The 13,297-nt window shown below is 70.8% G+C and carries 14 protein-coding genes; 10 read left to right on the forward strand and 4 right to left on the reverse strand.

The genetic code is table 11. The features are described 5' to 3' along the window. Positions 1–76 precede the first annotated feature (76 nt). The 7 genes from ACFYON_RS07765 to ACFYON_RS07795 all read left to right on the forward strand — a co-directional run bounded on the left by ACFYON_RS07765 (position 77) and on the right by ACFYON_RS07795 (position 5,787). Positions 77–1,090, forward strand: coding sequence for an NAD-dependent epimerase/dehydratase family protein (locus tag ACFYON_RS07765; RefSeq protein ID WP_387188692.1), 1,014 nt, complete (start codon positions 77–79; stop codon positions 1,088–1,090). A gap of 82 nt (positions 1,091–1,172) precedes the next feature. Then, positions 1,173–1,751: a hypothetical protein gene (locus ACFYON_RS07770; protein WP_354864306.1), complete on the forward strand. Its 579-nt coding sequence runs from the start codon at positions 1,173–1,175 to the stop codon at positions 1,749–1,751. A 1-nt stretch (position 1,752) separates the two neighbouring features. Further along, a complete protein-coding gene (locus tag ACFYON_RS07775; protein WP_354864304.1) occupies positions 1,753–2,313 on the forward strand; it encodes a copper resistance CopC family protein in 561 nt (186 codons plus the stop codon). Next, the gene (locus ACFYON_RS07780; RefSeq protein ID WP_354864302.1) at positions 2,297–3,091 is read left to right on the forward strand and encodes a TIGR03084 family metal-binding protein; all 795 of its coding nucleotides are present in this window, start codon (positions 2,297–2,299) and stop codon (positions 3,089–3,091) included. Before ACFYON_RS07775 ends, ACFYON_RS07780 begins: the two co-directional genes overlap by 17 nt. 80 nt (positions 3,092–3,171) lie before the next feature. Further along, positions 3,172–3,846: a MerR family transcriptional regulator gene (locus ACFYON_RS07785; protein WP_354864300.1), complete on the forward strand. Its 675-nt coding sequence runs from the start codon at positions 3,172–3,174 to the stop codon at positions 3,844–3,846. Between the two features lie 87 nt (positions 3,847–3,933). Beyond that, positions 3,934–4,797, forward strand: coding sequence for a maleylpyruvate isomerase N-terminal domain-containing protein (locus ACFYON_RS07790; RefSeq protein ID WP_355014870.1), 864 nt, complete (start codon positions 3,934–3,936; stop codon positions 4,795–4,797). A 174-nt stretch (positions 4,798–4,971) separates the two neighbouring features. Then, positions 4,972–5,787 carry a TIGR03084 family metal-binding protein gene (locus ACFYON_RS07795; protein WP_354864296.1) on the forward strand — a complete coding sequence of 272 codons (816 nt, stop codon included), beginning with the start codon at positions 4,972–4,974 and terminating at the stop codon, positions 5,785–5,787. 115 nt (positions 5,788–5,902) lie between these two features. Here ACFYON_RS07795 and ACFYON_RS07800 read toward each other — a convergent pair whose 3' ends face one another. From ACFYON_RS07800 to ACFYON_RS07815, 4 genes are all read right to left on the reverse strand, one after another. After that, positions 5,903–7,258, reverse strand: a complete 1,356-nt coding sequence (locus ACFYON_RS07800; RefSeq protein WP_387188688.1) for an FAD-dependent oxidoreductase — start codon at positions 7,256–7,258, stop codon at positions 5,903–5,905. Positions 7,259–7,323: 65 nt separating this feature from the next. Next, positions 7,324–7,866 carry a carboxymuconolactone decarboxylase family protein gene (locus ACFYON_RS07805; RefSeq protein ID WP_355047230.1) on the reverse strand — a complete coding sequence of 181 codons (543 nt, stop codon included), beginning with the start codon at positions 7,864–7,866 and terminating at the stop codon, positions 7,324–7,326. A 95-nt stretch (positions 7,867–7,961) separates the two neighbouring features. Further along, positions 7,962–9,188 (reverse strand): putative PEP-binding protein, encoded by a 1,227-nt coding sequence (locus ACFYON_RS07810; RefSeq protein ID WP_357708396.1) that lies wholly within the window; start codon positions 9,186–9,188, stop codon positions 7,962–7,964. Further along, positions 9,185–11,035: an FAD/NAD(P)-binding protein gene (locus tag ACFYON_RS07815; RefSeq protein ID WP_355047228.1), complete on the reverse strand. Its 1,851-nt coding sequence runs from the start codon at positions 11,033–11,035 to the stop codon at positions 9,185–9,187. Before ACFYON_RS07815 ends, ACFYON_RS07810 begins: the two co-directional genes overlap by 4 nt. Positions 11,036–11,299: 264 nt before the next feature. On the opposite strand from ACFYON_RS07815, the gene ACFYON_RS07820 reads away from it, so the two are divergent. The 3 genes from ACFYON_RS07820 (at position 11,300) to ACFYON_RS07830 (ending at position 13,147) form a co-directional block, all read left to right on the forward strand. Then, positions 11,300–11,743 carry an OsmC family protein gene (locus ACFYON_RS07820; protein ID WP_354864286.1) on the forward strand — a complete coding sequence of 148 codons (444 nt, stop codon included), beginning with the start codon at positions 11,300–11,302 and terminating at the stop codon, positions 11,741–11,743. Beyond that, positions 11,740–12,345, forward strand: coding sequence for a DUF6069 family protein (locus ACFYON_RS07825; protein WP_354864284.1), 606 nt, complete (start codon positions 11,740–11,742; stop codon positions 12,343–12,345). Before ACFYON_RS07820 ends, ACFYON_RS07825 begins: the two co-directional genes overlap by 4 nt. Positions 12,346–12,610: 265 nt before the next feature. Next, entirely contained in the window at positions 12,611–13,147 is a 537-nt protein-coding gene (locus ACFYON_RS07830) for a phosphopantetheine-binding protein (protein ID WP_354864282.1), read from the forward strand. The last annotated feature ends 150 nt before the right edge of the window (positions 13,148–13,297 follow it).

Below are 13,297 nucleotides of genomic sequence, written 5' to 3' on the forward strand. Positions count from 1 at the left end.
GTGCAAAGTGGGATTCTTCAATTCTTTTCGCCAGCCTGTACCTCGGGCCAACTCCCAGAATGCGTAGAGGTGCGCCATGACATTTCTGATCACCGGAGGCTCCGGCTTCCTCGGTTCGCACATCGCAGCCGAACTGGTCCGCCGTGGAGTTCCGGTGCGGCTGCTCGTACGGGATCCGCAGCGGGCCCGGAAGGTGCTGGAGCCGCTCACCGACGGCGCCACCGGTGTGCCGATGGCGCTCGGGGACGTCACCGATCCGGCGGCCGTGGCAGCGGCGCTGCGCGGCTGCGTCGGGGTGCTGCACGCGGCGTCCGTCTACAGCTTCGATCCGCGCCGGCACGCCGAGATGCGCGCGGTCAACCGCCCCGGCACCGAGGTCGTGCTGGCCGCCGCCAGTGACGCTGGGGTGGACCGGGTCGTGCACGTCTCGACGTTCGGCGCGCTGCTGCCCGCGACCGGGCCGATCACCTCGGATGCGCCGGTCGGCGCCCCGAGGGAGCCCTACCTGGCCAGCAAGGCGGCGGCCGATGAGGTGGCCCGGCAGTACCGGCGGGACGGGCTGCCGGTGCTCGTCACCTACCCGCCGGCCCTGCTCGGGCCGCACGACCCGCGCCTGGGCGACCAGACCCGGCGGGTGCGCGACGTGCTGCGTGGCCTCATGCCGATCTGGCCGGACGGCGGCTTCCCGATCGGGGACGTCCGCGACGCGGCCGCCTGGCACGCCGACGTGCTGATCCGCGGCGGGCCCGCCCGACTCGCCGCGCCGGGCCGGTTCGTGCGCACCCCGGAGCTGCTGCGGGCGCTGCGTGACGTCACCGGCCGCAGGCTGCCGACCGTGCACCTGCCGGCCGCCGCGTTGCTGCCGGTGGGCCGGCTCGCCGGGCTCGCCCAGCGGGTGCTGCCCGTGCACGTCCCGGTCGAGCACGGCGCCATCTACGTCTGCAAGGTGGCCCGCCCGCTCGACGACGCGCCGGCCCCGCGACCGCTCGTCGACACCCTGGCCGACACCGTTCACTGGCTGCACGAAGCGGATCACCTGAGCGCGGCCCAGGCCGGCCGGGCGGCCACCCGCAAATCTACCGGAGTCTGAATACCGCACGGCAGAAGAATGATGGTCTTCAGTGCGCCGATAAGGTGACTCGTCGACGTCGTCACATCGGAGGAGACGAATGATGGGACAGAATTCCGGGGTTCTCGCCCTCGTGAACGGGCGCTATCATCGGGTCACGCTGCGACTCTTTCTCATCGTTGTGGTCGCGCACTGGGCCGAGCATCTCGTGCAGGCCTACCAGATCTGGGTGCTCAACAAGCCGCGCCCCCAGGCCCGCGGGGTGCTGGGACAGTTCTGGCCCTGGCTGGTCAGCTCCGAGTGGCTGCACTACGGCTACGCCATCGTGATGCTGGTATTCCTGTTCCTGCTGTTCCCCGGCTTCTCCGGACGTTCGAAGGTGTGGTGGGGGATCGCGCTCGGACTGCAGTTCTGGCACCACATCGAGCACCTGCTGCTGCTGATCCAGGCGCAGACCGGCACCTACTTCTTCGGCGGCACGGTGCCCACGAGCATCGCCCAGCTGGTGATGCCCCGGGTGGAGCTGCACCTGTTCTACAACTCCGTCGTCTTCATCCCGATGGTGATCGGCATGTACCTGCACCTGCGCCCGACCCCGGTCGAGCGGGCGAACGTCACCTGCGACTGTGCGGCACCGCAGACCAGCTTCTCGCCCGGCATTCCCCGTCCGACGACGGCCTGACATGCCGCGGCTTCTCCGGAACGCGGTGCTGCCGCTGCTCGCGGCGTCGGTGTTCCTGCTCGCACCGGCCGCCGCGGTGGCGGCGGCGGTCAGCGACCCGGCCGACGGCGCGGCCCTCACCGCCGCGCCGCGGCAGGTCACGCTGACCTTCACCCGCGCCCCGGTCGCCGAGACGTCGCAGGTGAGAGTGCTGTCCGGCGACGGCCGCCCGGTCAACGGGCCGGGCGGGCCGGTCCGCGCCGGACTCAGCCTGACGCAGCCGGTGGGCATCGCGCGAGCCGGCGACTTCACCATCGTCTATTCGGTGACGTTCGCCGACGGCGGGCAGGAGCAGGGCACCCGCCATTTCCGTGTCCTCACGGAGCCGGCCGCCGACGACAGTGGCGCTCATGCCGGGCACGGCGGCCACGACGTCGACCCGGTCAGCGCAACGCTGCTGGTGATCGACGGCCTGGTCGTCCTCGTCGTGGTCTTCCTCCTGGTCGTCCGCCGGCCGGGCGCCGCCCCCGTCGCCTGGCGCCTCCCCTCCACCGAAAGGAACCCCGATGACCGCACCGCCTGACATCTACGTGCAGCTCACCGCCCAGGGCGAGGAAGTCGACCGGCTGGTCGCGGACCTCGACGCCGCGAGCTGGGACCGGCCGACGCCGGCTCCGGGCTGGACCGTCGCGCACCAGATCGCCCACCTGACCGCCACGTTCCGGATGGCGGAGACCGCGGTGTCCGCGCCCGACGACTTCCGCGCGTTCACGGCGTCCCTCGGGGGCGACTTCGACGCCAACGTGCAGCGCGCCCTCGGCGCCTACCTCACCGAGCCGCGCGACGTGCTGCTCAAGAAGTGGCGGGCCGCGCGGGTGGCGGTCGACGAGGCGCTGGCCGGGACGCCGCCCATGCAGATCGTGCCGTGGCTGGTGCGCCCCTTGCCGGCCGCGGTGTTGGCGGCGGCGGGCATGATGGAGTTGTTCGCGCACGGGCAGGACATCGCTGACGCGCTGGGCGTGCGTCGCACCTATGACGACGGGCTCCGGCACCTCGTCGACTTCATCTCCCGCACCTGGGATTTCGGATACCAGTCCCGCGCCCTGGAGACGCCCGACGTTCGGCTGCGCTTCGAGGTGACCGCGCCGTCGGGCGCCCTCTGGACGTACGGCGCGGACGACGCGACCGACGTGATCAGCGGGCCTGCCGTGGACCTGTGCCTGCTCGCCACCCGACGCCGGCACCGCGACGACCTGGCCCTGACCGGAACCGGCGCGGAGGCGGACCGGTGGCTCGACATCGCCCAGGCGTACCGCGGACCGGCCGGCGAGGGCCGCCGGCCAGGCCAGTTCGACCACTGAGGACACGCCCGCCCCGCCGCGACCGTGCAATTACTACAGTCGACATTCCCAGCGTGCAAGATTTCTGCGGTAGCTCTGTCATGACGATCGTGGCAGACTCGCGGCAAGGTCACTCGGCGATGGGGGTGGGTTTGCGCATCTCGGAACTGGCCCGGCGGGCTGGCATGCCGATCCCCACGGTGAAGTTCTATCTCCGTGAAGGTCTGTTGCCGCCGGGGACGCCGACCGCGCGTAACCAGGCGCGGTACGAGGAGTGTCATCTGGAGCGGCTGCGCCTGATCCGGGCGCTCACCACGGTGGGTGGGTTGGAGATCGGGGCGGTGCGTGGTCTGTTGACGGTGCTTGAGGATCCGAGTGTGACGTTGACCGGGGTCTATGCGGGATTGGATCGGGTGGGAGTGACCGCGCCGCCGTATCCGGCTGACTTCGACGGCACGGAGGCGGCGAGATCGGATATCGATGCGCTGGCTGACAGGTTGGGGTGGGACGAGGAGGCCACGCGGTCGGGGCGTGAGTCGTTGGTGCAGGTGCTCACCACGTTGCGGGCTCTTGGCTGTGATGCCCATGGTCGGTACTTCCTGACGTTCGCGGAGGCGGCGGGCAGCGTGGTGGAGGCCGAGATGGACCTGATCAGGGGGAGCGGTCGCGATGCGAAGGCCGAAGCCATGGTGCGCAGTGTGTTGTTCGACGTGTTGATGTCGGTCATGATGCGGACGGTGCGCCGGAATCAGGTGGCTGCGCGGTTCGGCGACTGACGGCTGTGCGGTAACGGCCGCTTCTCGCCCTTTGCTGCCTGCCCCGGGAGCGCCACCCGGCCGGAATACGTCCTCGGGATGGTGCGGATGACAGTCGTGACGCAGGACGGTTGGATGCGAGCCCGGGCCGCTGTGCTCGAGACCGGCCGACGCTTCGACGCGCTCGTCAGATCCGCACCCGATCCCGCGGCGATGGCGACCGCGGAGTGGTCCATCGCCGACTCTGCCGCCCACGTGCTGTCCATCGGCTCGCTGTGTCTGCTGTTGCTCGACCCCGACGCGCCACCGCTGCCGGTGCCGGGCCTGCGCGAACTGCTGTCGAGCACAAACGTCGACACCGTCGCCGACACGAACTCCCACGTCATGCGGCACCTCACCGAGCGCGACCTGAGAGCCGTCCTTCGCGACCTGCGGACGTCGATCGAGCGCATCCTGCTCGTCACCCGCACCGCCGAACCGGCCTCCACGGTCACCTGGCTGGGCAACGCCCAGGTGACCGTGGTCGGGGTGCTCGCGCACCTCGTCAACGAGATGCTCGTGCACGGCTGGGACATCGCGCGCGCGGCCCGCCTGCCGTGGCGGATGCCGGACGCCGACGCGGCGCTGTTCTTCGACCTGTTCCTCGTCGACATGATCCGTAACGACTACGGCGCGCTGCTCAACCCCTCGGTCCGTATGCCCCGTCAGCGCATCGCGGTCCAGTTCCGCTCCGCGCACACCACGACGGCGACCTTGGTGCTGCACCGGGGCCGGGTGGTGGTCGCGCCGCCCGACGACCCGTACGACGTCAGCCTGACCTTCCGTCCGGCCCGCTTCAACCTGATGCTCTTCGGCCGCGTCGGCGCACTGCGCGCCGCGGCCGGCCGGGACGTGATCGTCGGCGGCCCCCGCCCGTGGCGGCTGCGGGCCTTCCTGCGGGTCGTGCACATGCCCAACAACGCCCGTGCCTGAACGCTGAGTCCTCCGGCCTGACCGCGGACGGAGACGGACAGAGCCGGGCCACGGCAGCGATGCGGTCGACGCCGCCCACGGGCACGGGCGGAGACGACACGGCGAGCGAACCGCCGCAGGCTTGAGGCGTACACCGATCCGCCCCGTACCCGTTTCGACCGGAGGAATCCACACGTGACCGCACACGACGTGATCGCCGACCTGACCGCCGGTGCCGAGGATGTCGACCGCATGGTCGCCGGTCTCACCGACGAGCAGTGGACACTGCCCACGCCCGCCGAAGGCTGGACCGTCGCCCATCAGGTCGGTCATCTGGCCTTCGTCTTTCGCATCGCCGGCCTCGCCGCCGCCGACCCCTCGGCTTTCACCGCCCTGACCCAGCGCATCGGCACCGGCTTCGGCGCCTTCGACCGGGCTGTCAACGCCGCGCTGGCGGAATACCTCGTGCTGCCGCGGGAAGCGCTCCTCGCCCGGTGGCGGGCCGAGCGTGACGCCGGCGTCGCGGCGCTCGCGGTCGTTCCGGACGGGACGCTCGTGCCGTGGCTCGTCCGGCCGATACCGGCGCCCGTACTGTGCGCGGCCGGCATGACCGAGCTCTTCGCCCACGGTCAGGACATCGCCGACGCGCTCGGCGTTCAACGGCGACACACCGACCGCGTCAAGCGGATCGTGGAGTTCGTCGTGCACACCTGGGAGTTCGGCTACCAGGCCAATGACCTGACCCCGCCGGCTGAGCAGTTCCGCTTCCAGGTCACGGCGCCCTCGGGCGAGCAGTGGACGTTCGGCCCGGCCGACGCGGCCCAGTCGGTCACCGGCTCCGCGGTCGACCTGTGCCTGCTCGCGACCCGCCGCCGCCATCACAGCGACCTGGGCCTCGTCGCCACCGGCACCGACGCGCGCACATGGATCGGACTGGCGCAGGCATACCGTGGCCCGGCCGGCAGGGGACGCGCGGCCGGTCAGTTCGCCAGGTCCCCGTTGCCGGCCTGACACCGCGCGGCGCATGTCGGAACTCGGCGCGCGCGGTGGCGTCCCATCCCCACGATCAGGTTCTACCGACTCGTCGGCCCGGCACCGTGAAACGCCGGCAGCTGATCGATGGTGATCAGGCGTGCACGCGGGCGCCGGCCGGACGATCCGCCCTCAGGAACCCGCGCAGGACCCGTAGCACGATGCCTGGCCTGAGCAGAGACGTCGGCGGCCGCACGAGGTTGAGCACCCGCAGGAACGCCGCGCCGAGCACCGCGTCGTGGCTGGCCGCGACATGCAGCCGGTGCACGAACCTGTTGGTGAGCCGCACGCGGGCGCCGCGCCGACCCGGCACCTCGGGGAACCGCAGGTCGGTGCCGACCGCGATCGCCCATGGTCCGTCGATGATCCGGGCCGCGCCGCGGAAGAAGCGAGGCGCGATCCCGGTGCCGTGTTCGGCGAGCAGGCGGCGCAGCAGCAGCGCTTCCAGCGCCGCGACTGTCATGCCCTGCCCGTAGATGGGATTGAAGCTGCACAGCGCGTCGGCGACGACCAGGTATCCGGACGGGAACCGGCGCAGCCGCTCGTACCGGCGGCGGATGCTGGCCGGAAACCGCATCGTCACCGGCTCGCCGGCCGGTGGGGCGGACCGGACGATTGCCGCGATGTGCGGCGCTGCCAGTCCCTCGGCGAATGCCGCCATGCCCGCGTCGTCGGTCGGCGGCTGCTCGCCGAGCATGCCGTTGAGCGCGATCGCCACCCGGTCACCTTCCAGAGCTGCGGCGATCCCGGCGCGGGGCGCACCCGGTACCGCGTTGGTCAGCGCGCCGAGCAGGCCGTCAAGGTGTTCCGGGCAGCGCTGGTACAGGCGGGTGACGTACGTGACGTCGACGCGGACCCGGTCCTCCGGCGGCGGCCGGTAACCGAGCTCAGCCAGCCACCGAGGGCTGCGGGAGGTGCGGCCCCCGGCGTCGACGACGAGGTCCGCCGTGATGGTGTACGGCGTCGCGGCCTGGCTGTGCGGGGCCACCTGGACGCCCGTGACGGTCGTACCGCCGGCGTCGGTGAGCAGGCCGGTGACGTCGGTCCGCGGCACCAGCTCGACGCCGGGCAGCTCGGCGACCCGGGTGCGGATCACGTGCTCCAGCAGGGGTCGGCTCACCCCGACGCCGATGAGGTCCGACGGTGCCCGTCGCATGCGGTATCCGTCGTTGTACCAGTGGACCTGCTCGTGCAGGTCGACGATGGGCGCACCGGCGTCGCGCAGCTGCGCGGACAGCCCCGGGAACAGTTCCTCGAGCACCGACCTGCCGCGGGCCAGCAGTACGTGCAGCTGCCGGTCCTGCGGCACGTGACGGCGGCTCTCCGGCGCGGCGGGCAGCAGGTCCCGGTCGATCACGACCACCCGTGCGAAATGCTCGCTGAGCGCCCGGGCGGCAAGCAGGCCGCCCATGCTCGCACCGATCACCACCGCTGTCGCGTCACCAGCCATGACCCGGACCATATTGACCGGAGTTTTTGGATGTCATATTGGTCCGTGCTCGACCTGTCCGACGGTCAGCTGCCGTAGCCCTCTTCCACGACGCGCGTGGCCATCGGCAGATAGTCCTCCGGTCGCTGCGGCGCGAAGGTGCCCAGCCCGTCGACGTAGCGGTTGTACATGCAGAACGCCGCGGCGATGAGCACCGTGTCGTGGATCTCGACGTCGTCGGCGCCTTCCGCCCGGGCGGCGTCGACCAGGTCGGCGGTCACCGCCCGGCCGCTCTGCTGGACCGCGCCGGCGATGCGCAGCAACGCTCGCAGCTTCGGTGACACCGGCGCGGAGTCCAGGTCCGCGCGCACCTTGTCCACCACGGTCATGCCGGCGTCGAGTTGGACGGCGGCGAACGCCGAGTGCGACGAGCAGCAGAACGTGCAGTCGTTGAGACCGGAGACGTAGGCCGCGATCAGCTCCCGCTCGCCGGGCGGTATGGAGTGCGGTGCGCGCAGCAGCACTTCGGCGAGCATGTTGAGCGGCTGCGCGGTTTCCGGGCGGAACCGCATCGGGCCCGTGATTCCCGGAAACTCATGCTCGTCCACGCCCAGATCGATGTAAGCCATGTCGTACCGTGGCACGCGGCGGTCGGGGGCACATCTTCCTGCGTGCGCAGTTCTCACATCGACAGTGGCCCGCTCCACGCGCCGACCAGGGCGGGTCAGGCAGCGCGATCCGAGGGCCGCAGGACGTGCCGGAGTTCCGAGACGCACATCATGTACCCGGTCGGCGTCGGCAGCCGGTCGAGGTAGTAGCGCAGGTCGGCGCCGAGCGCGAACACCCGGGTCGGGGTGCCGGTGCCGCGCGCGTCCTCGATCACCCGTCGCAGCCCGTCGAGGACGGCCGGGTGCCGGGTGCGGTAGGAGTCGGCGACAAGGTGGTTGCTGCGGTCGGCGGCGAGGTAGAACTGCACCAGGTCCTTGGTGCCGACGAACAGCTCGTCGGCGCCGGCGGCGCAGATGTCCGACGTGGCGTGGACCGCCGCCGGTGTCTCGATGAACGCGGACAGGGGCGTCTCGGTCGACAGGCCGAGGTGTGGCCGCAACTTCGCGAACTCTTCGGCGTCGGTGAGGAACGGCGCCGAGAGGTGCACCAGGCCGGCCTGAGCGCCGAGCTGCGCGCGCAGGGTGTCCAGCATGACGTGCAGCGCCTCGGGATAGGCGGCCGACCGGAGCAGCCACCGGGTGCCGTGCAGGCCCATGTCGGGATTGGGCTCACTCGGCACCGTGGCCTCACCGGTGATGTGGGCGGCGTCGTTGGAACGCAGGTCGAGCATCCGCAGGATCAGCCGCTGGCCCGGCCGGAGCGCCTCCACGCATGCCCGCAGCTGGTCGGCGATCGCGCGTCCGTAGGCGTGCACCGCAGCCCCGCCGCGCAGGGCGTCGATCGGGCTGAGGCCCGCGGAGAAGCACAGGAACTCCTCCCGGACGAAGAACGACTCGACGGCCGTCGTACCCCGAGCACTCGCGTTGAGGCTGCGGATGTCCCGAAGGTCGGCGATCACGGCGCAGGCCGAGCCGAGAACGTCCGGTGGCGGACCGGCCCGGCCGGTGGCCGCCGCGTCGGCGCCGCCGCCGGCGCCGACGACGACCGTCGCCCGCTCCAGGTCGAGCGTCACCACGCCGACGAGCTTGTCCAGGTCGCCGGGGTCGACGCGCAGGACGGGGATGCCCTTGGCGCGACAGACGGACTGCATGTGGCCGGTGCGCCCGCCGGAGCCGCAGACGACGGCGCGAGCGGCCGTGAGCGCGTCGTACAGCCTCGGGGTGAGCGTCTGTGCGACGACGACCGAGCCCGCCACCGGTCGTTCCGTGCGGTTGCACGGCCCGTCGACCACGGATGTGGCTCCGCCGATGAGCAGCACGCCACGGATCTGTCGTTCGGTCATGGGTACTCCGCCTCTCCCTCGTTCGTGATGCCCAGCTGCCGCCGCAGCTCGCGTGGCGTCACCGAAATGTCAGTGAGCTTCTCGAGCGCCGCCTGGTTGACCGCGGCGCGCAGCAGCCGGTCACCCTCCTCGGCGCGTACACCGTGGAAGTGATCGGAGCGCAGGTGACCGGTCAGGGTTGCGTCGAGGCGTTCCCGCTCGGCCCGGGACCGCGCGGCGAGTCGCCTGACCTCCAGGGTGACGGCGTGCGCGAACCCGTCGCGCGTCGCCTCGTCGTCGGTGAGCGTGCGGCGCAGTTCCGCCGCGGCCCGGCGTGCCGCACCGTCGCAGCGCAGTTCGAGCCGTTCGAGAACGTGCGCGGCGACCATGACGGAGTGGTTCTTGATCGCGGCGAGGTTGAACGCGAAGGCGCCGGTACGGCCGTTACGGACGATCTCGTCGCCCTCGCGCATGACCCCGATGGCCGAGAGCGCCTCGACCGGCTCGCCGTCGGGCCGAAGGGGCGTACCCCGGGTGTCGACCTCGATGCCGCGGCCGGTGCGGTGATGGGGAGTGACGACGTTGTCGGCCAGCAGGTTCGTCCACAACGGAGATCCGACGTGCGTGTAGTCGAACTCCCGGCCGAAGTTGCACACCACCAGGTCGGCGGAGAGGACGCGGGTGCCGGCCCGCGTCGCCACGGCGACGTCGAGTCGTCCCGACGCCGCCGGGTCGACGTCCTCGATCCGGCCGACGACGAGCTCGACCGAGCCGTGGTCGGGGGACATGGCCTGCTCCACGATGGCCGTCGTGTAGGGCACCGCGCCGACTCGCAGCGAGGCGATCTGCGTGCTGAACTCCTTGAGCAACTGCCGCAGCTCGTCGGTCGGGATCTGCGCGATGACCCGGGGGAGGTGGGGCTCCCATGCCTTCGCCACCCGTTCGGTGATGATCCGCCGGTGGATGTCGGGGTGCTCCGCGCCGACCGCGGCGCAGGCGGCCTCCCACTCGGCGTGGAGGCGTGCCAGGAAGTCCGACCGGTCCCGGTACGGCTCGAACAGTCGCTCAGGGGCAGGGAGCTGGACCACGCCGTGCTCGTGGTGCTCGGGGTACGCACGCGGCATCGTGCCCGACTTGGAGACCAGCCGGATGGCGCCGGTGTGCCCCTGGCGCAGGAGCAGGGCCACGGAGTCGTACGCGCTCAACACCGATCCGACGACCACGACGCTCGCCTCGGGCGGTGTTGCCAGCAGCCGCCGCACGCCCTCCTCCGAGTACGGGTGCCGAATGAACGCGTCATGCCCCAGCACCTGGCTGGCGAACGCCGGTTCCCGGAGCTCCATGCCGGTCGCGAGGATCACGTGGTCGGCCGTCAGGGTCTGCGTGTGCCCGGCGCCGTCGCCGTCGCACAGCCGGATGGAGGCCTCGACGTGGTCCGCGCGGATGTCGAGGTCGACCGCCTCACCCTCGGTCTCGACGAGGTCCACGCCGGGGTACGCCTCCGAGCGTGCTCCGGCGATGCGATCAGTCAGGTAGTCGTGGTAGATCCGGCGTGGAGCGGGGCCGTGTCCGACGAACGTGAAGTCTCCCCACGGCGCGGTCCATCCGCTGCGATCGGCCTCGTGATTGGCCCAGCGGACGAAGTCGTGGACGTCCTCGCGGAACGCGGACATGCGGCCGGCCTGGATGTTGAACACGTGGTCCCAGGGGTTGCCGTCCCGGTGGTACGCCACGCCCGCGTAGCGGTAGTCCCGGCGACGCTCAAGCAAGACGATCTCGATGGGCTCGCGGGCGAACTGCAGGAGCCGGATGGCTGTCGCCGTGCCGGCAAGCCCGGCACCGACGATGAGGACCCGAGGACGATGCATTCCTGCCTCCTTTGTGGATACCGGCAGCATGCATCGCCCGACGCCTGTGGATCAATTTCCTCCTCCTGAGCGACGCCGTTCATCATTCCCGAGGATCCGTTCGATGGTGGCGGCCGGACGCGCGACGGTGCCACTTCACCAGTGCTGAAACCGGCGGCTCCTCGGACCACACGCCTATCGCCGGGATGAGGGCGGGTTGTCGGAACGTCGACAGGCGCGGCACGATGGGCAGCCGGCGTGGTGGCCTGTTTCGAGGTGCCGATCATGACCTCGCGAAAGGGGAATGCCTACATGGACCAGATGACGGTGGCTCTCACCCAAAGCGGGCATACGGCAACCATTGCCAGCATTCGCGATTACACCATCGTGATGGACCGTCCGTCCTCGAACGGTGGATCGGACGCGGGCCCGATGGGCGGTGAGACGCTGCTCGCCTCGGTCGGTGGCTGCTTCATGAGCACCCTCTACGCCGCCGCCGAGGCCCGGTCCACCCGGGTCGAGGGCGCGGCCTGCCGCGTCACCGGCGTGTTCGAGGCGAACCCCCGGCGATTCGGTGCGATCCACATCGAGGTGTCCTGCGACTCGTGCCCGACTGCGGACCTCGAACACCTCGTCGTGGTCGCCGAACGCGGCTGCCTGGTGGCCGCGACCCTCAGGCAGGGCATGAAGGTGACCGCGTCGGTCGCCGCTGCGCCCGCCGCCGGATGAGCAGCGAGACCGTTGCCGAAGTGCGCACGATGGAAGATGCGCTGGTTGTCGCCTACCGATACCTTCCGGTTTGTGACCATGCCGATGGAGCCGAGCGGTGGCGTTCCGTGTCCGCCGGTGCTGTCGCCCGTCTAGCCCGCACTGCGAAGGAATACACGATGATGGATGACACGCACACCCGGACAGCCCCGTCCACCGGTTCGTCGGTCCCGGCCACCGAGCGACAGTCGATCTGGAAGCATGGGGTCGTCGCGGCCGTCGTCGCCGCGATCGCCACAACCGTCCTCGCGGCGATCGCCTCGGCTGTGGGTGTCTCGTTCAGTGACGGCACCGGTGAGAGCATCCCACTCCCCGTGTTCACGGTGCTGACGCTGATCTTCTCGCTCGTCGGCGTCGGAATCGCCGTTGTCATGGCGCGCAAGGCACGTCGGCCTCGGTCCACATTCCTGCGGACGGTGGTGGCCCTTCTCGTGTTGTCCGTCGTCCCGAGCCTCGCGATCGGGTTCGATGCCGGCTCTGCGGTCACCCTGGTCGCTCTGCACCTGGTCGCCGCTGCGATCGTCGTGCCGGTCCTGCTGAAGCGGCTCCCGCCCACGCGCTGACCCGGCCGCCGCGCCGCTGCGCTTGACCAGTTCCCGCCTCCGTCACCAGCGGGGCACCGACGCCGGTGCCCCGCTGGGTCGTAGCTGATCCACATCGGCCTGGCCCGCTTGCCTGTCACCCCTCGAAGCTCATCGACACGATCGGCCTGTGCTGCCTCTGAGCAGGCTCGGCATCCGCGCAATCTGGGAGACAGCTCCCATGCCCTCGCGTGCGAAGGTAGCCCGGAAGCCTTGGATGGAGCCTCGATTGGAAGGTGAGCGGCTGATGGCTACTGCCGTGATCCAAAGCGTGCGAGATGCCCTGACCGACTACCCCGGGCTCACCGAGGTCGCGGTCCTGGCCCACGAGCACGAAGCCCTCGGCCATGTCCTGGTGGCCTACATCGTGCTGCGTAGCGTCGGCCTCAACCTCGCCGAGCTGTACAAGCACCTCAGGAAGCGGCTGCCGGGCAGCTTGGTGCCGGCCGCCGTCACCGTCGTCGACGCCATTCCGGTCAAATCCGGGGGATCGGCCGACCCGCACGCGTTCCCCCAACCCGACCTACGGGGCCTGATGCCCTACCGGCCGCCGGACACTCCCCGCCAGGAAGCGCTCTGCACGATCTTCGCCGAGGTGCTCGCCCGGCCCCGGTGCGGCATCGACGACAACTTCTTCACCCTCGGCGGCGAGTCGATCGACGCCATGCTGATAGCCAGCCGTGCCAGCGCGGTAACCGGCCGGGACATCTCGATGGATGACCTCTTCGACGCGCCGACCGTCGCGGAGTTCGACCGGCTTCTGGACCTCATGCCGCTCAAGTAGGCCCCCGAGACGCCAGGCCGGCCGAGGCGGGCGATGTTCGTACCGGGGAGGAATCCCGACGTCGCGCGCCGCCGCCACCGACGGCCCAGGGCTCGGTCCGATTCCCGGGTCCGGGGCGTGACCGAGCCGGGCGCGATTCCTGAACCTCGC

The organism is Micromonospora sp. NPDC005686 (genome assembly GCF_042871665.1).
GTDB lineage: Bacteria > Actinomycetota > Actinomycetes > Mycobacteriales > Micromonosporaceae > Micromonospora.